A 19,522-nucleotide genomic window follows, 5' to 3' on the forward strand; every position below is an offset into this window, starting at 1 on the left:
TGCGAGGAGGTACGACGAAGCAATCTTTGCACTAATCGAAAGATTGCTTCGTTCCTCGCAATGACGCGGGGGCTCTCAATTAAGCAGGGCCTCTCAATTAAGCAGGGCCCACGCAAGCCCCCCAGCAATGACGCGGTTACCTCTTCCTCGCTTCTTTCATCGGATTTGACTCCGACGACTGCCCTCTCACCCCTCTGCCCTGCCCCTGAAAAATCTCAAACCTAGAAGGTTGCGATTTTCTTGGCCAAGCATTATTATCCTCATCAATATCTGCTGTTTCTCGCCATGGATCCAACTGAATGGAAACCACTTCCTTCCCCTTAGCAAACACCTTCGTCACCTCATTCTCATTCAACCTCCAAATATAAGCCGGGATATTATCCACTTCCTTACTTCCATCAGCAAAGGTCCATTCAATAATCAATGGCATAACCAACCCCCCATTATTCTTGAATTTCAATTCATAAAAAGAAATCTTTCCATCAAAAATATCCTTCTCCTTCGCATTTAACGACGCATAAAAAGCTTGATAATTTGCCTCATTCTCCGGTTTCACCGCAAAACGGTCCCACTTATTATAAAAATCCAACAAGGAAGTATCCTTTTCTACCAAGAAAGCCATATTTTCTTCCATATTACGCTTCCGAGTAATCGTATTCAAATCCCTATCAAAGGCTTCCTTCTGATCTTTCTGCGTTTTCCCCGGATCTGCACCCGTCATCCTATATTGGGTAACATTCGCTAATTCAATCTCCACTGCATCCGTTGTAAAGAACCAACCCCGCCAGAACCAATCCAGATCAACCGCCGAAGCATCTTCCATCGTCCGGAAGAAATCAGCCGGTGTAGGATGTTTAAATTCCCAACGACGGGCATATTCCTTAAACGCATAATCAAACAGCTCCCTACCCATTACCGTCTCCCTAAGAATATTCAGTGCGGTGGCCGGTTTTGCATAAGCATTAGGCCCAAACTGCACAATATTCTCCGAATTGGTCATAATAGGTTCCAATTGATCCTTCGGCAAACGCATATAATCCGTGATCTTATGCGCCGGTCCGCGACGCGATGGAAAATCCTTATCCCATTCCTGCTCTGTCAAAAACTGTAAAAAGGTATTCAAACCTTCATCCATCCAGGTCCATTGCCTTTCATCCGAATTCACGATCATCGGGAAGAAATTATGTCCTACCTCATGGATGATCACCCCGATCATCCCATATTTCACCGCCTCCGAATAGGTCCCGTCCTCATCAGCACGACCATAATTAAAACAGATCATCGGATATTCCATCCCATTGGCCGCTTCCACTGAAATGGCTACCGGATAAGGGTATGGAATCGAGAATTTGGAATAGGTTTTTAAAGCATGTGCCACCACTTTGGTGGAATATTTTCGATATAAAGGATAAGCTTCTGGCCCGTAATACGACATGGCCATGGGCTGGTTTCCAGGAACACCTTCATTCACCTTCAACGCATCCCATACCAAACGACGGGAACTCACAAAGGCAAAATCACGGACATTCTTGGCTTCATAAACCCAAGTTTTCTTGGCTTTGGATTTCTCACCCATCGCTTTTTGGGCATCGGCCAAGCTCACGATTTCAATTGGCTCCTGGCTGCTTTGGGCTTGCTTCCATCGGTTAAGTTGTGTAGCATTCAATACCTGCCCATAATTCTGACATTCACCAGTAGCTCCAACGATATGGTCCGCGGGAACCGTGATATTCACTTTATAATCTCCAAATACCAAGGCAAACTCTCCTCTACCGGTGAACTGTTTATTCTGCCAACCTTGGAAGTCCGAATAGACCGCCATTCTTGGAAACCATTGTGCGATGGTATAGAGGTAATTATCATCTTTCGCAAAATATTCGTATCCGCCGCGGCCACCCTGCTCCATGCGATTGGTAATCTTATAATCCCAATCGATATGCAGATTCATTTTTGCACCCGGCTTCAAAGCGGTTGGAAGGTCGATGCGCATCATCGTATAATTGATGGTGTATTTCAAAGGTTTATTGGATCCGTCCGTCACCTTATGGATATTTACGCCAAACCCCTTCTTTTCAGGGACTAATGTTTTCAATTGCTCAATCGACATGCGTTCGCTCAAACTACTTTGATTGAATTTTTTGCTTTCTGAACCATCTGCATGTTCGTTTTCATCCAGCTGAACCCATAAATAGGTCAAGGGGTCTGGAGAATTATTGGTATAGGTAATGACCTCAGAGCCTTTAAGGATTTGGTTCACTTCATCGATCTCCACATTGATGACATAATCTGCTTTCTGCTGCCAATACATGGACCCAGGAGCACCAGAAGCGGTCCGGAAGATATTCGGATCACTCAACAAGGTGCCCAATTGTTCAAATTTATTGCCATGATTTGACCCAGGATTTTGTTGAGCCTGAGCAAATGCTAAACACAGGGAGCCAGCGATTACTAAGCTTTGGGTTTTTAGGTTGCCAAATATTTTCATAGTGGAATACGTTCAATAGCCATAATAAAGGAAATACCGATCACTGCAGATGATAAAAAGAAACTCCAGTCCCTATTATTGACCCGGAAGATCTTCAGCATCAGTTCGGACAGTAGGATAACAAAGAAAACGATAATTAGTTGTCCAAATTCCAAACCTATATTAAAGGATAAAAGAGGAACCACAATGTTTGCCTCTTTTCCCAAAAGTGATTGCAAATAATTGGAAAAGCCCAATCCATGGATCAGACCAAAGATGAGGGCCATACTGTAGAGAATAGCAGCGCTTCGCTGCTTTCTTCTTTTCGGCAGGTTATAAAGCGCCGTAATCAGGATAGTGACAGGAATCAGGAATTCGATCCAGCTCATATCAACCTTGATAATCTTGAAGGCTGCCAAGGCAAGGGTAATGGAATGGCCGATTGTAAAAGCTGTAACCAACCAAAGCAGGCGTTTCCAGTCCTTTAAGGTATAGCTACAACATAAAACCAAGACAAATAGGATATGGTCATAGCCATTGAGGTCCAGAATATGTTGCCAACCAAGTTGAAAGTAAATGGAGAAATCGCTCATGATTTAGGTTATTCCAATAATATCACACAAATTTAATATTATTTTAATAAGGAATATTTTATAACTAAATAATTACATAGTTCAAGGATTTAAACTAACCAATTATTTATCCAATACTAACTTTTTGATTCGATCATCAGCCTGCAGCAGTTTAACCTCTTGTTCTGAAAGCTGCACAGAAAATTGGAAATAGTTCGGCATCGGTTGGGAAACATCGATCTGCCGGCCAACATTGATGTTCAGATCCTGAAAAACAGTGATAACAGCATCCTTAACCACAAGAACGGCCTTCGGTTCTGCCAGACCATTAAGTGCAATCGTCAACATATAGGATTCCGACAGGGTGCCCTTATAGGCAATCCGGTCATTTTCATCCTTTTGGCAGGAATTGAAGGTCAGTAAAAGGCAACATCCCAACAACAGTACAACTATATTTTTCAAAGGTTTAGCTTGTTTTAATAATAATAACAGCTTGTTCATCAGTTAATTAATTAGTTTTGGCATGGAAAATTAATAATTTTCCTGAATATTGGATACTTTAGTGTGATAAAAATATGAAAAACCTAAAATACAATTGGAAAGTCCTATGTTTCGTTTTAATATTTGTAACGAGCATTGCCTTCGCACATCCATTTTACGTTAGCATCAGTTCCATCACGTTCAACCCCCAAAAGAAACAGGTAGAAATATCCTGTCGGCTCTTTTATGATGATCTCGAACTGGCCATAAAAAATCAGATGAACCAACGCATTGATGTTATTAATCCGAAGAATAAACAGCAGGCCGATTCTACGATATCTCAGTATATAAGGAACAATTTTCGGATGAAAGTAAATGGTAACCCGGTTGAGCTCAGGTACCTAGGATATGAAATCATTGATGATGTGGCTTGGTGTTATTTATATTCCGAACAGATCAGTTCCATTAATCGACTGGAGGTGACCAATCAACTATTATATCAGGATTTTAAGAGGCAATCCAACATTATGCATGTGCAGGTTGAGAAAACAAAGAAAAGTTACAAGTTAGATCATCCAAAGCGAGTAGCTTCGTTCAGTTTTTAATGGATGAATGATAGAATTGGTAAAAACCTAACCCCCTATAAACACAAAATGCTTTTCGTTAAAAAAGCACATCTAAATTTTAATTATTGATTTTTGTTTTTTAGAAGGTTAACTTTTATTGTTAACACTTCTAGGATTTGGTTTGGATTGATCTCCGACAAAACCCCAATTCGTTACATAATATAAATATGGGTTTCTGACTAGGGTTTGTTTTTTCTTCTTCTCTTTTTTAATCATATTATTTCCTTTCTTTTATTGTTACGGCAATAATATAGCAAAAACCAGTCCAATTTCCAAAGAAATGGTTTATTTTTTTTTAAATAAGCTATTAAACTAAAATATTGGGAATTTAGGGATATATTTCTTTTAAATTTAACGATACACTTCCTTTAAAGGAACGCTTCTTTTATACGTAAAATCTGTTGGCGAACATCCAATGATATGTTTAAATACCCTATTAAAATGAACTACGGTATTAAAACCACAAAGATAGGCCACTTCCGATATATTCTCCGTAGAATGGTTGACCAATAATTGGCAAGCCTTTTCTATCCGTATCTCGTTCAAGAAAGTAACATAGGTTTTCATGGTGTGTTTCTTGAAATACTTACAAAAGGCCGAAGGGGTCATGTGGATTAACTTCGCAATCTCATCAATGGTAATATCCTTCGCATAATTTTCCAGGGTATATCTTAACACCTCATTGATTCGGATACCGACCCGGTCGTTGAAATTGGAATCCTGCAATCCAGAGTATAGGGAAATCATATTCGATTCCTGGGTAAAAAGGAAATCAAATACGGTAAATACCTTTTTGAGTTTGCTGATATTTTGGGATCTAAATAAATCCAGGAACACTTCTTTAATCTCCAGACTATGCTTAGGGCTTAATTTTTTGGAAGAATCCAAGTTCTTGAAGAAATCGCGAATGGAACGAAGTTCCGACATTTCGAACAGGGATCTTAATTTTTCAAACCCAACGAATAGATGAACAACATGGATTAATTCTATGGAATCATTCTCTTTAATAAAAACATGTGGATCATTCGCCTTCAGGATATAAATCTCATCCTTTACAAACGGTTGGATTAAATTCCCGATCACCACGGAACCCCTACCCCTAACAATGTATGAAATCTGAATTTCTTTATGCCGGTGATAGTGGCTATAAAATTGTTCAAGGATATCTTCTTGTACATAAAATGATCCTGACCCACCCGCTGGGGCAGTAAATTCGATAGGTGTTTTCACCTCCATGTTTTTAATCGATTCCATACTAGAGAGAAAATTTAATTCAAATGGTTTAAAAGTCTGGTGTTAAAATTCATAACTAAGTTTAACAAATCTAAGATTTTTTTTTATCCTATTAGCATAGGATTAAACATAAAGTGAACTTTTTTCTCTTAAAAGTTATTGTTACACTTTTTATTGTCAAAAATTTAAGAAACAATCATTTTTATTGGAAAAAATAAGAAAACTGTTCTTAGCTTGTTGAAATATTTTAAATCTACCGGAATCCAAGTTTGATTCTTCATCTAAGTGAGGTCTAAGTGAGATGTAAGTGAGTTGTAAGTGCCTTTAGTCACTTACAACTCACTTACAACTTGCTTAGACATTTCTTCCATAGTGAATCTAAAAAGATATTCCTAAATTGGTCCATCATATACTTGGAAGGATGAAAGATGTTTTAATAATAGCTTTAGGCGGTGGAATCGGCAGTATAATGCGGTATTTTGGTGCACAATTTATCAGCAAGAATTACCCTTCGCATATTCCTATGGGAACCCTGCTTATCAATATTACCGGATGTCTACTTATTGGCTTGTTGATCGGTCTATCGGATAGACAGCAATGGCTAAATAATGAATGGAAACTCCTATTGATCACCGGTTTCTGTGGTGGCTATACCACCTTTTCCACTTTTGCAGCCGAGAACATCAACCTGATCCAAAACCAACAGATCGGATACGCTATCCTCTACACGGTTTTATGTGTGGCTTTAGGTTTATTGGCGGTTTGGGCAGGACTTTCCTTAGGAAAAGTTTTCCTTAGTAACTGACCAAATTAGAGTTGAATACCAGCCCTTCCTTCCGTTCAATATCCTTCATCTGATTCACTAATATCCGAACGCTTTCTTTTGCCAATACATCGGTAGGCTGTTTCACATGACTGATGGGATGATAGAAAAAATCATACACTTCACTGGCATCAAAACACAAGACTTCTAAATCCTTTGGAATCTGAACCCCTCTCTGGGTCAATATTTTCAATCCTGCAACCGACAAGGTGTTGGTGGCAAACACCATCACATCCGTCTTTTGTCCATCCAGGATTTCATATACCACCGATTTCAGTTCCTGATGTTGATTTGCATAATCAATTTCAAAAACATCGGTTACCATATCTTTTGCTGCATCTTTAAATCCAGCCTTCCTATCGATCATATGTTGAAGTTGGGTATTGTAACTGATCAACGAAAGATGTTTAAAACCTTTTTCAATCAGGTTCTTTACCCCTGCGAACATCGATTGGTAATTATCCGTGATGACATAGCTGCTATGGATATGTTTAAAATGCCTATCAATCAAGCACAGTGGTATGCCCAAGGACATGATATATTCAATAGTTTCCTCCGAATTTTCCGGTGGAGAGATGATAAAACCATCTACCTGCCTTTTAATGAACACATCGACTAATTTCTTGAGCTTTTCAGGGCTCTCATCAGAGCTTCCCATAATGGTGGTCAACCCAAATTGGCTGGATTCATCCTCCACCCCTCGTGCAATGGAAGCAAAAAATGGATTGGAAATATCGGCAACGATCAATCCAATGGTATTTGTTTTTCCTGATTTTAAGCTCTGGGCGATGTGATTGGGTTTGTAATTCAATTCCAAAGCGGCCTGCTTGATGCGCATGGCTGTTTCTTTGCCCACTCTTCCCTTTTCCTCATTGCCACTGATCACATAGGATACCAAGGCAGTTGAAACACCCAAATGCTGTGCAATATCCTTTAATGAAACTTTCTTAGCCATGTTATAAAGATAAATTAAAATAAACACTTGTTAATACTTCCGGAAGATTTGATCCCCCCAATTATCCAGTATTCGGTTATAGGCCTCCGAAGCTGCCCCATTTCCCCAGTCGTAGATGGTAAATTCCCCAATTCCAATGCCCTCAGCCGAGGTATGCCCATCATGACCATAATTTTCCATCATAAAACCATAATCCCGTTCATTCATAAAAGGCCATCTTTTTTCCCATTGCACTTTGCTAAGGGCATTTTCCGGGCAATACATCAGTACAAAAGATGCCCGTAAGGCCGCTATCCCCCGCTGCATGTAATCCTTTCTTTTCAAGGCCTTCCCATATTGAAGAATGAGCTCGGCGAATAAACTCTGTCGCGAATCATTCCATTCGGCATCCGCATTCATCACCCCAAAACCGCCAACAGCAGGAATATGGATGAATCCCGGCTGCCAAACCGCTTGCCACATCAATAGTTCATCCATCACACGCTCTCCTAATCGTAGATGAGTCTCATCCCTGCTTATCCTGTACGCCTGAAAATGGGCCTGGGCTAAATAATACATACTCAAGGTATTCTGTTTGTACATATTATTCCGAATGACCTTCCGCCCGACCAAATCCACCGATCCAAACCTACTACAGGACCAATAGGTCTCGAAATCCTCCCATTGTCCATGCGCCAAACATAATTGATCAACGGCTTTTAATGCGCGCCATGCGGCATTCTTGAACTTTTCTTCCTTCGTGATTTCAGATAGTTTCAGTAAAAAGGTCACGGACATGGCCGATTCTGGACTCTTGCTGAGGACCTGCAGGTCCTGATGCGTTTGTACATCGATCCAGGCAGGGAAAAAACCATCCTCTCGTTGGATCTTCAACAAGCCTTCCCCATAATTTCGGGCAAAGTCCAATAACCTTTCATCCTTTTCCAAATCCTGATACCACTCCAACATAAGAAAGGCCGTAAAACTCATATCGAGGACATGGAATGGCGCTTCCTTTGCCGCTTTTCCAAAAGGATTTCTATCCGAATTGCCGTAATAATAATGTTGCCAGCCTTTGGACCGCCAATAACTCTTTCCGGCTATTTCACGAGACTCCATTTCGGTAGCAATCAAACCAGGAAAAAATCCATCTTGCTGAGGAAATGCCAAAGCCAACTCTTTGGTTTTTAAGGCATACCCCTTCAAGGAATCATTATGGGTTCTCAAGGCATAACGCATCAATCCAGATGCGGAACGGAATGAGTTAAACCAGGCCTGGTTCCAGATGGATCGAAATTCCCGCTCATTGATCTCGCCCTTGTAATTGGGACTTTGGGTTACATTGACAATAAAAGTGGGGGCTCCGACCCTTTTCCCATGGAGATCAAACTCCTGCCAAACCGCATCCTTCCAATTTTTGAATGCCCAATTATAGGTATGCTGCACATAAGTATCTAAATCCGACTTTAGCAAGGCTTTGTTCTTCTCATTCGCTTTCTCCCCCCATTTTTGCCATAAGAACTGGTTCACTTTCGCAAAGGGGTTTCGGATATCCTCTTCCTCTTCGGAGATCAGGATATAAGCTGCCAATTGATTTTTCCCTTTCGGAAAATTCGTTTTCCCCAGTTTTTCATACAGCACATGATCTGTAATCTTAGATGCAGAAAAACCTAGGGAAAGTAGATTCTTCATGGCATCCATATCCATAAACCAAGGTGCTTTATCCTGATGCTGCAGCAGATCCAGATCTGGAACGATGGCCAAGAACCTATCCTCACTCGTATTGATCATGGCCGGTGAGCGAAAAACATGCTGCGGCATGATATGGTTATCCGTAGGCGTCAGATGAGGTGCCCAATGGAATAAAGGCATAAACATTGGCCTGATCTGTACCTCCCAGAAAGCCAGAGATAGATCGTTAGCACAATCCCACTCAAAAGCAATGTAATAAACCCCCTTGCCCATCTTCCGGATTTCTCCTTCTGGTTTAAACCCCTGCGGAGCAAAGTAGCTTATCGATTGGATATACGGTATAAGATCCTTCGGAATATCCATGCTGATCGAATCTTCCGCCACAAAGTGAAAACCTTTCTCTCCATAAGGAGAGGCTTGGACAATCCCTAGCAGCAAAAACATCCATATACTGGTCAGTAAATAGACTGGACTTCTCATAATTTCTGAAACTTGGTCAATTGGTTAATGTTGAAACAATTTAAGCAATTAATCCACGACAATAGCTAAACCATTGGCAACTTTTCGCGGTTCGGCATCCGAATACACATTGATCTCCCGAAAACCAGTCCCTTCCTTTTGAATCAAGGTACTGGAACCCCCACCATCCAGATTCAGCGCATGCTGAACCTTCAGGCTGAAGAACAATTCAGACATTTCCCGGAAACTCATGCCGATGGAATGTTCCGCCTTTCGGCCATCCACCACCAAGAGATAGAATTTCTCGGCATTAAAGCCCAAGGATGTACGTGGATGTCTTTCCGAATTGGCATGACTGACCATGGCATAATCGCTCATTAATTTTTCCACACCTCCAATCCCCTCCGAAATAGAATCCTTCAATTTTGTATAATTCAGGTTCCCTCCAATCAGAAACTCGCCTGTTTTCTTAACCGCAAAGAAGCTATGCCAGGTATCAAAAAACTTATCATGAATGATCTTTCCCTCCTGTACAAAAGGTCCCCAAGGGTTCCCCTTCCAGTAGAAAAAATCCCCATTTACAGCAAACTGTATCTTGGATGCGTAGGGCGATTGTGTCGCCATTTCCTTCACCGTACCTAATTCATAATCCGAGGAATCCTTGGTCAAGGAAATGGTCTTTAATTTTAGATTTGCCTTAGCGCGATCCATCGCTATTAGATGAAATGCTAGCGGCGCATCGGTTTGGTTCTGTATGTTGACCGAATATAACTTCAGTCCATCAAGAACAGCTGTTTCTTTGAATTCCACTAGGTTTTTGACATAGCTTAGCTTTTGGATCTGATCTTCCACATCTACCTGAAGATCCAATACTACCGGCGCTATATTTTCTGCTTTGTTGCAAGCTAGCTGCAACAGCAAAAAGATTCCCCATATATTATATTTAAACTTCATCTTCCAATTATTTTAAAGGGTAAAAACCATCTGTTCTAAAATCCTTATAGCGATAGATATCACCTGCTGCATCCAAACCAACGAGATCCCCTTTTAGCACCATGATTTTCTGGTACATATCAAACCCTTCACCGATCAATCGCCTATTGGAAGGCACAGCCAATTCCGACATGCTATAAGCCCACAGTTTCCCATTACTTTCCAAGGCCAATAATTCATCCTTAAAGGCCATCAGTTGTTTGTAACCCTTGAAGCCAGTAGCCACTTCTGTTTTTGCTGCAGAAACATTGCTCAAGACAGGTTGTCTATTCATGATTCCATTGGCATCTACGGTCAACAGGTAATTCTTGAATGGGACCAAAGTCCATTTATTCCAAAAATCGCCCAACCAGAAAGGATTGGCTTGTGCCATGGTATAATCCGCATTGATCCTGAAACTAAATAATCCTGCCCAATAAGGATGATTTCTAAAAACAATGGATTGATCGTCTATCAAATACCAGGATTCCGAAGCATCCCAGAATACCCCGACCACTTTAGGCGGATCGCTGAAGACTCCTGCCTGATCTGGAACATAGGACATGATATCGTGGTTATTCTTTTTAAGCAATAGACTACCGCGTGAACCTGGACCAATAAACAATCCCCAATTGGCGCCCAAACTCAATACCTTATCCCTTGGTACCTCTCCACGTGGATAACTCACCTGAATAACATAATAAATCGTTTGGAATTTTTGGTTGGTAGCAATTCCAGAAGACTGCGATTGGATCGTGATGGGCAACAAATAAGATTTGAACAATTGCAGGTTCGCATCCGGTTTGATCTGAACCTGTAATTTATTGCTCATCCTTTGGCCAGCTGTAATCAATAAATTACTGCCTGTCAATTGGTAATTGGAAGCGGGGAGCAATTCATAATTAGTACCATTAGCCCTGTTGAAAGAATCCAGCAAGGAGGCATCTGCCGCCGCCGTGATTTGGATATCCTGCCCAGCATCCTTTGGCCCACCTAAATACACATTGAAATCGAGGTCTATAGGCTCACCACTAGGGCTAACAGCCTGTTGAACCACTCCTCTTTCCGCTTTCGGAATGTACAATTTTCCATAAAGCGCATCTTCTTCTGCTGTTGTTTCGTAAATGATCACCTTGCTACAGGAAAACATCATTACGATCAAAAGCAATCCGAGTATATAATTTATCTTACTTTTCATAATAATATCATTTATAGCTTACCAGCCTACGTTCTGCACCATATATGGATTCTTTTCGATCTCCCCGATCTGAATTGGCCATAGATAATGTTTTGGTGAGGTAAATACCCTTCTTTCGATCACCGTTCTTTTATAATAAGCAGGATCTTTTAGGTGGGTACCGGCCATGATGTTCATGCCGTAGATGGGTCCAGAATCATACGATCTGGCAATTTTCCAACGTCTCACATCAAAATAACGTTGCGCCTCAAAGGCCATCTCTACCCTTCTTTCCTGTTGTATCCGTTCGCGCATGCTTTCCTTACTCAATCCGGCAGGAAGATCAGGCATGCCCGAACGTGTCCGGATTAGGTTGAGGTATTTGTACACATCGGCTACAGGACCTTGGGATTCATTCAATGCTTCGGCATAATTCAGATAGATTTCAGCCAGACGGATTTCCACCCAGGTATTCAATCCAAATTGATTCTGAGGGATGTTACTGGTATGGTTCACCATTTTGCGCATCAGATAGCCCGAAATACAATAGTCTGAACCTGCCTTTTCACGTCCATCCTTACCCGTGAACCAAAACTGAACCTCCGCATTTTTCCAACGCGAACCGGCAAAGGTTATGGAAGCATAAAAACGTGGATCACGATTGATGTACATATTGCTAACTCCTGCGGGGTAATAATCCTTAGGATGTTTTGCTGCTACAAATCCATCTTCGCGATAACCGGATTGGGGGTTGATAATAGGCGAACCATCTGAATTGTAACCGCTGATCGGTTTCTCGCCATTGTTCATTTCATAGGCATCCACTAAGCCTTGGGTTGGACAATAAATGGAATATCCACCATAGGAGGTGGGATTAGCACAACGTTCAAAATGCTGTTTGACACCATTGTTCCGAGCCAATAAAACTTCCCTATTATTTCTTATCGTAAATACCTTTTGGTAGTTATCCATCGGGTCATTCGTTGGAGAATAATATAAGCCATAACCATTCTGTTCAGCTCCATCGATACAGGCTTTTGCTGCTGCAGCTGCCTGTGCCCATCGGTTGGCATCGTAATCCGGAAACAAACGGGTTCCATCATCGTTCTTCAAATTCCGATAATCGGGATTCCCATTGAATAAAGGACTCGCCATATACAGCAATACCCTTGATTTAAGGCCCATTGCTGCAGCTTTGGTGATCCGTCCATAATCTATGGGTTCCACATTCCAATCCAAAATGGCGATCGCTTTATCGCATTCCGCCGCAATAAATTCGGCAACCTTATCCACTGGATTTCTTCTGATCTTACTAAAATCCTCATCCAATTTGATGGTGCGATCCACGATAGGAACAGCGCCATACATTTTCATAATATTAAAATGGTAGTAGGCCCTTAAAAATATAGCCTCTCCTTTCCAAACTTCTTTATCCCGTTCATCCATCGGAACTCGATCTATATTTTCCAGGAAGATGTTGGTCTTCCGGATACCTTCATACATAAAACCCCATACATCGGGATGAAAATCGGCAGGGCTCCAAGCCCCGGAATTCAGCAGATGCGAATAGGCTCCTGTCCAGGTGATCTCCATTTCATCGCTGGCACCGGTAAATGGGTTTCTTTCCTCCCAACGGGAAATCTCCAGCATGGGCGGCATATTATGGTATACGGAAGAGAGGAAGCCTTCTGCAAACTGCCTTTCGGAAAACACCTTATCGATATCGAGGTTTTCATCCGGCTGTTTTTCCAGGAAATCACGCTCGCAGGATAGTAAGCAGGCTCCAGCTATCAGTATTTTGAAGATTAAATTTCTTTTTTTCATGACTAGTTCATTTAGGTTTAAAAAGTCAATTGTGCACCAAAATTCACGATCCTTTGCAGCGGATATCCCGGAGTACCATAATTTGCTTCCGGATCGATGATCTTGATCTTATCCCAAGTAATCAGGTTCGTTCCATTAGAGAATACCCGGATCCCATTCAAACCGATTCTCTTCAAGGACTCGGGCGCAAAAGAATAGGCAATCTCTGCACTCTTCAACCGAATGAAACTGGCATCTTGAAGGAAATGTGTGGATGTCTGGTTATTGTTCAGGTTATCCATGCTCGATACCCTAGGGTATTTGCCGTTGGGATTTTCTGTGGTCCAACGATTATCATAATATTCCTGTAGGATATTGTAGGTACCTAAACCCATCTGGAAGGGATACATGGAAGGGCCATCGATAAAAATGGAGGTTTTGGAAGTCCCTTGAAAAAAGAGGCTTAACTCCGCTCCTTTATAGGCCACCGTAAAGTTAGCTCCATAAATAAATTGTGGAGTCCTTGGGTATCCTATCGCAACACGATCGAAGATATCAATCACACCGTCGCCATTTACATCCATGTATTTAATATCCCCAGGCTGCACATTTTCGATGAACGTTTGTCTAGGGCTATTATCGATTTCATCCTGTGTTTGGAAAATTCCCATGGAGATGTATCCAAATGGCTGATCAATTAAATGCCCGATGGGATTTTGGTAAGGGTATAGGTAATTCGGAAGATCATCCTTGACCCGGATACTTTTTGCATAGGTCATGGTTCCCCTGAAATTATAGTAGAACCCTGCCTGGGTCGTATGCTTCACCTCCAATAATCCATCAATACCGTAGTTCTTGGCCTTTCCTAAATTCGCATAAGGAATTACCCAAGGATAATAACCAGCCACTCGTGGGATCACCCCACGCTGCAATAGGATATCCTGCCTATTTTCCCGGAAACCATCTACCTGAAGGTTTATTTTTCCATTAAACAACTGGAGATCCAAGCCTAGGTTGGCTTTATTCGCAACTTCCCAGGTTACATTTTCATTTCCGATCTGATCTTCATTATAGCCGGCCAACCAGGTCTGTTGTTCGCCAAAAGGATAATCCTGTCCACCACGAATAATGTTGGTCAGGAATAAGAATCGACGACCACCAATCTGATCGTTTCCGACCTGTCCATAAGACCCACGGATCTTCAGGTGGTTGATGACTTCACTGTTCCAGAAAGGTTCATTGCTGAGCACCCAACCTGCGGCTACGGACGGGAAAAATCCATAACGCTTTCCTTTCGGAAAGTTCTCCGATCCATTATACCCTGCATTCAGCTCCAAGAGATAACGCATCTTGTAATCATAGGTCAAACGTCCGGCAAAACCTCTACGGCGAAATGGAAGGTTCGCCAAACTGGTCCCTGCCGTTAGGTGTACATAATCCCGTTGGTTGTATAGGAACATGGCCGTTACATTATGCGCCTCTTGAAAGGAACGGTTATAGTTCAGACTGGCTTCAGAGTAATATGCCCTATTCGAGGAACTACCTGATCCATAACCCATAGCACCTTCTTCACGAATATCCGGGTTTCGGTATAATTCTTCCCCATTGGTGCCTAATCCCAGATATTGTCGGATTCTATACGGCTTGAAACGATCGTTCCATCCTTGGTAATAATGGTCATAGGAAAATAGTCCGCGCAGGGACAAGCCTTGAGTCAGTAGTTTGGAAAGATCCCATTTACCACCAAATGTTCCCTGCAGGGTATTTCTATCCTGTGTACTATAACCCGACCGCACCACCAATCCATAAGGATTTTCTTGGAGATAGGAAGTCTGTCCGCCGGCGATCGACCCATCCGGATTGGTGATCGGGAAGTTGATCGGGCTGGTTATTTTCAAGGCCCTGAAAATATCCGGCGCGGATCTTCCTGGGTAATTACCCCGTTGGATGATTCCCCCAAGCCCCAGTTGCAAAGCAATGGATTCTGATAACTTGATATCCACATTGGATCTAAAATTATAGCGCTGCATCTGGGCATTATTGTTCCAGAAATTATCCGGATCCTGTTTGTAGATACCGTTCTGTACGGTGTATCCCACATTGGTATAATATTGGATGATTTCACTACCACCGGTAACCGCTAAGTTATTGATGGTCTGGAAGGTATTTTCTTTTAAGATGGTATTTACCCAATCTACATTAGGGTATAGATAGGGGTTTCTACCATCGGCAAATGCCTCCAGTTCCAATTGCGAATAGATCGGATTCTTCCCTTCATTCAATTGGGCTTCATTGATCAACCCGGCATATTGTGGACCATCGATGTATTTCGGTAGGCGTTGAGCAGTAAGCAGGGCATTCTCCGTACGGAATACCACCGAAGGTTTTCCTAATTTCCCTCTTTTTGTGGTGATCAGGATAACTCCATTTGCTCCACGGACACCATAGACCGCTGTTGCGGAAGCATCCTTTAAAATGGAGAAACTTTCAATTTCTTGGGTATTGATATTGTTGAGGTCACGTTCTACCCCATCAACCAAAATCAGTGGCGAACGGTTTTCCCAGGTTCCAAAACCTCGGATGAAGATGGCGGCACCATCATACCCCGGTTCTCCGGAGCTCTGTCGGGTAACAATACCTGGCATACTGCCCGCTAAAGAATTCGATAAGGAGGGTGTGGATATCCGTTGGATATTCTGAACGGGAACTTCCGAAATAGCACCAGTAACCGTGATTTTCTTCTGTGTTCCAAACCCAACGACCACCACCTCGTTCACCTGCTGTTCCTTTAGATTGGGTTCCATCTTGATGGTGATGGTTCTACGGCTTCCTACGGTTATTTCCTGACTGGTATAACTCAGGTAGGAGACCATCAGCTGTTCTGTTTCAGCTGTAATTTCGAGGATAAACTTGCCTTCATTATCTGTTTTTGTCCCACGATTTGTGCCTTTGACCAGCACACTAGCACCAACTAAGGGTTCACCTTTCTCATTGGTAACCAGTCCATTCAAAACCCAAGATTGCTGCTGGTAATTGGTGGAGATCGAAGCGATATGTTTTCCGAACGAAAAACAATTTCCACTATTACTTAAAAGAATCGAGAAAAGGAGAAAAACACGCAACTGAAAAGACAAGCGAGATCTTTTTTCCATATATTAGAAATTGGTTATTAATAATCGATAGGCAAGATTGTCCAGACCGAACCTATCTTTTATTTAATGATTAATAAATTGATAATTTTCATCAGCCATATGAGAGCCTAGCTGTCATATGGTTTTTTTTGTTTTAAACTGTTTATATAGGTCTATTTCTGTTGTATAGTTCATTTCCAATCTGTTGATAGCGTTGATACCTATCTTCGTAAATTGTTTTTAAGGATTCATCGGGTAGAAATGTTTTCTCAAATCCCAATCCCATCTTCTCCATGGCTTCTTGAAGATTCTGATGGATCCCGGCAAGGGTAGCCGCTAACATGCAGGCCCCTAAGGCGCAGGTTTCCAACGATTGATGCACCTGAATGGGCCTTTGCAATACATTGGCCAAGGTCTGCATCACATAGCTGGATTTTTTGGCTATACCGCCAATGGCGGTCACCGAATTTATTTCTACTCCCTGTTTTTCCATATCATCCACTATGGCGCGCGATCCGAAACAGGTGGCTTCCACCAAACTCTGGAACAAACTCACCGCATCCGAACCTAAATGTAGATCTACCATAGCCCCTTTGGCATGTGGATCCACGTAAGGTGTTCTTCGCCCATTGAACCAATCCAGCGAAATGGGATTATGAAGTTCTACCGGTCGGCTTTCGGCCTTTTCAGCCAATCGCTGTAATATCTGATCTTTCCATGTTTCTGCAATGTTTTCATCCAGATCCAATTCGTTGACCGAAAATAGGAGCAAGTCTCTGTACCAGCTGAACACATCTCCAAAAGCAGATTGCCCAGCTTCCAGCCCTACAAGTCCCGGAACGATCGATCCTTCTACCTGTCCACAGATCCCTTTGACCAATTTCCCATCCAATTCTTCCTGGGAAATCACCAACATATCGCAAGTGGAAGTTCCCATCACTTTACAGAGCACGCCCGGCTGAATTTCAGCACCGATAGCACCTACATGGGCATCAATGGCGCCTACTCCCACCTTCACAGAGCTGGATAAACCCAATTTATCAGCCCATTCCTTGGAAAGTTGGCCAGCAATTTCATCCGCAGAATATAAATCCTTCGGTAAGCTTTGGTAAATCCGGGTTAATGCTGGGTCTATATGTTCGAAAAATGCCAAGGGCGGAAATCCTCCAAAGGCCTTTGCCCATAAGCCTTTATGCCCTGCCGCACATACATTTCGTTTCATGCGGTTGGCATCTTGGGTCCCGGTCAAAAAATAGGGAAGCCAATCGCTCTGTTCCACCCATGAAAAACAGGCTTCTGCCACTTCCCTATCCTGACGTAAAACGTGCAATAATTTTGACCAGAACCATTCTGCCGAATACATTCCGCCAACATGGCTTAAATAATCTTTTTCAAATAACTTCGCTTTCTCATTGATTTCCATAGCCTCCGAAATGGCCGAATGGTCCTTCCATAAGAAAAACATGGCGTTTGGATTTTCCGCGAATTCCGGATGTAGGGCTAAGGGTATTCCTTTTTCATCTACAGCCACAGGACTTGAGCCCGTCGCATCAATAGAAATCGCCAATACAGCGTCTTTTACCGCTTGTGGCTGTCCCCCCAAACATCCCATCAGACAGGCTTCCAAAGATTCGATATAATCCAATGGATGCTGGCGAAACTGATGTTTGTTCGGTTGACAATATTTTCCTTCCCGCCATCGCTTAAACAAGGAAACATGAGCACCTATCTCCTTTCCAGTCTCCGCTTCTACCAGAATGGCACGAACCGAATCGGTCCCGAAATCTACGCCTATAACATACCCCTTCTCCATAGCTTTTTAATGTGTTGGGTTCGACATGTCTAACTTTCCTTCTATCTTCCTAACTCCCCAGATAGCAAATGCAGCAATGACCACATAGCACAGCACCGGAATGATAAAACCCCTCGCCATGGTACTATGATCTGCGATCAGCCCCATGATGGGTGGACAAAATGCCCCTCCGGCAACCGCCATGACCAAAAAGGAGGAACCTTTTTTGGTTAAAGTCCCCAAATTGGAGATCCCCAAAGCAAATATGGTCGGGAACATAATGGACATGAAAAAGTAGGTGCTGAACAAAGCAATTACCGAAAGCCAGCCCAGGTTCATAAATACCAATATGTTAAGGATGATATTGACTACCGCATAAATGGCAAGCAATCGTTGTGGTGCTACAAATTTCATCAGATAAGATCCAGTTAATCGACCAATCCAGAAGGCACCCATTCCCCCTATTGCGAGGATCAGGGAAGCTGCCTGTTCGTTGTTCTTGGGCATAAAAAATTCCCCAAAGTAACCCAGATGTTCCATAATTCCGGCTATTGGCGTTCGTAGATCGTGGATCGCATCAATCACATAATTGATAAAAAAGGAATTTGTTCCCGTTTGTGCTGCCACGTAAAGGAATTGCGCGATGACTGCAAAAATAAAAACCGGATGTTTGAGAAGTCGACGCATCGGCGGGTTCTCCTCCATTTCGCCGCCCTCTTTTTTCTCTTTTATTTCGGGCAGCTTGATGACCAGAAAGACCAAAGCGACGACCACCACAATACAACCTATGGCCAAATATGGGGTTACCAGAGAGTCAAATTTATCATGTTCCCCTTCTGCTTCAGTGCCAAAGATCATTAAACCACCAATGAGCGGGCCTAAGATCCATCCCAATCCATTAAATGATTGGGAAATATTGATCCTTCTGGCGGCACCTTCCTTCGAGCCCAGAACAATGGAATAGGGATTAGCGGCTGTTTCCAAAAACGCCAAACCACAGGCAATAACAAATAAGGCGGTTAAAAAAGGGATAAAGGCTGCTAATTTTGCTGCTGGATAGAACATAAAAGCTCCTAGTGCAAATAATACCAGCCCAAAGATTATCCCCTTTTGGTATCCATAGCGTTTGATGAATAATCCCGCAGGGATGGCCATGGCTAAATAACCGATGTAAAGGGAAAACTGTACAAAACCCGACTGTGCCTTAGACACATGAAGCAGGTCTTGGAAATGTTTATCCAATACATCCAAAAATCCATGGGCAAAACCCCATAGCAGGAACAAACTGCATATGAACAGGAAAGGTATAAGTAGTCGATTACCCTGATCGTCTGTAAATAATTTCTTTTTAGTTTCCATGTTGC

14 protein-coding genes are annotated in these 19,522 nt (G+C 42.3%); 2 read left to right on the forward strand and 12 right to left on the reverse strand.

Translation table 11 applies throughout. The features are described from left to right. Positions 1-136: 136 nt before the first annotated feature. The 3 genes from VJ786_RS03165 to VJ786_RS03175 form a co-directional block, all read right to left on the reverse strand. On the reverse strand, positions 137-2,485 hold the full coding sequence (locus tag VJ786_RS03165) for a M1 family metallopeptidase (protein WP_134776806.1): 2,349 nt from the start codon (positions 2,483-2,485) through the stop codon (positions 137-139). Next, a complete protein-coding gene (locus tag VJ786_RS03170; protein ID WP_134776807.1) occupies positions 2,482-3,057 on the reverse strand; it encodes a HupE/UreJ family protein in 576 nt (191 codons plus the stop codon). Before VJ786_RS03170 ends, VJ786_RS03165 begins: the two co-directional genes overlap by 4 nt. 102 nt (positions 3,058-3,159) lie before the next feature. After that, positions 3,160-3,537 (reverse strand): hypothetical protein, encoded by a 378-nt coding sequence (locus VJ786_RS03175; RefSeq protein ID WP_134776808.1) that lies wholly within the window; start codon positions 3,535-3,537, stop codon positions 3,160-3,162. A 74-nt stretch (positions 3,538-3,611) separates the two neighbouring features. Here VJ786_RS03175 and VJ786_RS03180 point away from each other — a divergent pair, with 74 nt between their 5' ends. Continuing rightward, positions 3,612-4,121 carry a DUF6702 family protein gene (locus tag VJ786_RS03180; RefSeq protein ID WP_134776809.1) on the forward strand — a complete coding sequence of 170 codons (510 nt, stop codon included), beginning with the start codon at positions 3,612-3,614 and terminating at the stop codon, positions 4,119-4,121. A gap of 372 nt (positions 4,122-4,493) precedes the next feature. Here VJ786_RS03180 and VJ786_RS03185 read toward each other — a convergent pair whose 3' ends face one another. After that, a complete protein-coding gene (locus VJ786_RS03185; RefSeq protein ID WP_180268441.1) occupies positions 4,494-5,378 on the reverse strand; it encodes an AraC family transcriptional regulator in 885 nt (294 codons plus the stop codon). A 418-nt stretch (positions 5,379-5,796) separates the two neighbouring features. On the opposite strand from VJ786_RS03185, the gene crcB reads away from it, so the two are divergent. After that, entirely contained in the window at positions 5,797-6,180 is a 384-nt protein-coding gene (crcB, locus tag VJ786_RS03190) for a fluoride efflux transporter CrcB (RefSeq protein ID WP_134776811.1), read from the forward strand. Here crcB and VJ786_RS03195 read toward each other — a convergent pair. From VJ786_RS03195 to fucP, 8 genes are all read right to left on the reverse strand, one after another. Then, positions 6,170-7,153 (reverse strand): LacI family DNA-binding transcriptional regulator, encoded by a 984-nt coding sequence (locus VJ786_RS03195; RefSeq protein ID WP_134776812.1) that lies wholly within the window; start codon positions 7,151-7,153, stop codon positions 6,170-6,172. The two genes, crcB and VJ786_RS03195, sit on opposite strands and share 11 nt — an antisense overlap. A gap of 30 nt (positions 7,154-7,183) precedes the next feature. Then, positions 7,184-9,304: a hypothetical protein gene (locus tag VJ786_RS03200; RefSeq protein WP_134776813.1), complete on the reverse strand. Its 2,121-nt coding sequence runs from the start codon at positions 9,302-9,304 to the stop codon at positions 7,184-7,186. 48 nt (positions 9,305-9,352) lie between these two features. Further along, positions 9,353-10,237 (reverse strand): phosphodiester glycosidase family protein, encoded by an 885-nt coding sequence (locus VJ786_RS03205; protein ID WP_134776814.1) that lies wholly within the window; start codon positions 10,235-10,237, stop codon positions 9,353-9,355. A 7-nt stretch (positions 10,238-10,244) separates the two neighbouring features. Next, the gene (locus tag VJ786_RS03210) at positions 10,245-11,453 is read right to left on the reverse strand and encodes a DUF1735 domain-containing protein (RefSeq protein ID WP_134776815.1); all 1,209 of its coding nucleotides are present in this window, start codon (positions 11,451-11,453) and stop codon (positions 10,245-10,247) included. Positions 11,454-11,471: 18 nt separating this feature from the next. Continuing rightward, positions 11,472-13,256, reverse strand: a complete 1,785-nt coding sequence (locus VJ786_RS03215; protein ID WP_134776816.1) for a RagB/SusD family nutrient uptake outer membrane protein — start codon at positions 13,254-13,256, stop codon at positions 11,472-11,474. A gap of 17 nt (positions 13,257-13,273) precedes the next feature. After that, complete coding sequence (locus VJ786_RS03220) at positions 13,274-16,387, reverse strand: SusC/RagA family TonB-linked outer membrane protein (protein WP_134776817.1); 3,114 nt, start codon at positions 16,385-16,387, stop codon at positions 13,274-13,276. Between the two features lie 142 nt (positions 16,388-16,529). After that, positions 16,530-18,179, reverse strand: a complete 1,650-nt coding sequence (locus tag VJ786_RS03225; protein ID WP_134776818.1) for a ribulokinase — start codon at positions 18,177-18,179, stop codon at positions 16,530-16,532. Positions 18,180-18,185: 6 nt separating this feature from the next. Continuing rightward, positions 18,186-19,517 (reverse strand): L-fucose:H+ symporter permease, encoded by a 1,332-nt coding sequence (gene fucP, locus VJ786_RS03230; RefSeq protein WP_134776819.1) that lies wholly within the window; start codon positions 19,515-19,517, stop codon positions 18,186-18,188. Positions 19,518-19,522: the final 5 nt, after the last annotated feature.

It is taken from the genome of Sphingobacterium tenebrionis, from assembly GCF_037126265.1.
GTDB classification, from domain to species: Bacteria; Bacteroidota; Bacteroidia; order Sphingobacteriales; family Sphingobacteriaceae; genus Sphingobacterium; species Sphingobacterium tenebrionis.

Bases quoted from the DNA above. Each gene is read 5' to 3' on its own strand.
- VJ786_RS03165 (WP_134776806.1), bottom strand. From the start codon at position 2,485: ATGAAAATATTTGGCAACCTAAAAACCCAAAGCTTAGTAATCGCTGGC.
- VJ786_RS03170 (WP_134776807.1), bottom strand. From the start codon at position 3,057: ATGAGCGATTTCTCCATTTACTTTCAACTTGGTTGGCAACATATTCTG.
- VJ786_RS03175 (WP_134776808.1), bottom strand. From the start codon at position 3,537: ATGAACAAGCTGTTATTATTATTAAAACAAGCTAAACCTTTGAAAAAT.
- VJ786_RS03180 (WP_134776809.1), top strand. From the start codon at position 3,612: ATGAAAAACCTAAAATACAATTGGAAAGTCCTATGTTTCGTTTTAATA.
- VJ786_RS03185 (WP_180268441.1), bottom strand. From the start codon at position 5,378: ATGGAGGTGAAAACACCTATCGAATTTACTGCCCCAGCGGGTGGGTCA.
- crcB (WP_134776811.1), top strand. From the start codon at position 5,797: ATGAAAGATGTTTTAATAATAGCTTTAGGCGGTGGAATCGGCAGTATA.
- VJ786_RS03195 (WP_134776812.1), bottom strand. From the start codon at position 7,153: ATGGCTAAGAAAGTTTCATTAAAGGATATTGCACAGCATTTGGGTGTT.
- VJ786_RS03200 (WP_134776813.1), bottom strand. From the start codon at position 9,304: ATGAGAAGTCCAGTCTATTTACTGACCAGTATATGGATGTTTTTGCTG.
- VJ786_RS03205 (WP_134776814.1), bottom strand. From the start codon at position 10,237: ATGAAGTTTAAATATAATATATGGGGAATCTTTTTGCTGTTGCAGCTA.
- VJ786_RS03210 (WP_134776815.1), bottom strand. From the start codon at position 11,453: ATGAAAAGTAAGATAAATTATATACTCGGATTGCTTTTGATCGTAATG.
- VJ786_RS03215 (WP_134776816.1), bottom strand. From the start codon at position 13,256: ATGAAAAAAAGAAATTTAATCTTCAAAATACTGATAGCTGGAGCCTGC.
- VJ786_RS03220 (WP_134776817.1), bottom strand. From the start codon at position 16,387: ATGGAAAAAAGATCTCGCTTGTCTTTTCAGTTGCGTGTTTTTCTCCTT.
- VJ786_RS03225 (WP_134776818.1), bottom strand. From the start codon at position 18,179: ATGGAGAAGGGGTATGTTATAGGCGTAGATTTCGGGACCGATTCGGTT.
- fucP (WP_134776819.1), bottom strand. From the start codon at position 19,517: ATGGAAACTAAAAAGAAATTATTTACAGACGATCAGGGTAATCGACTA.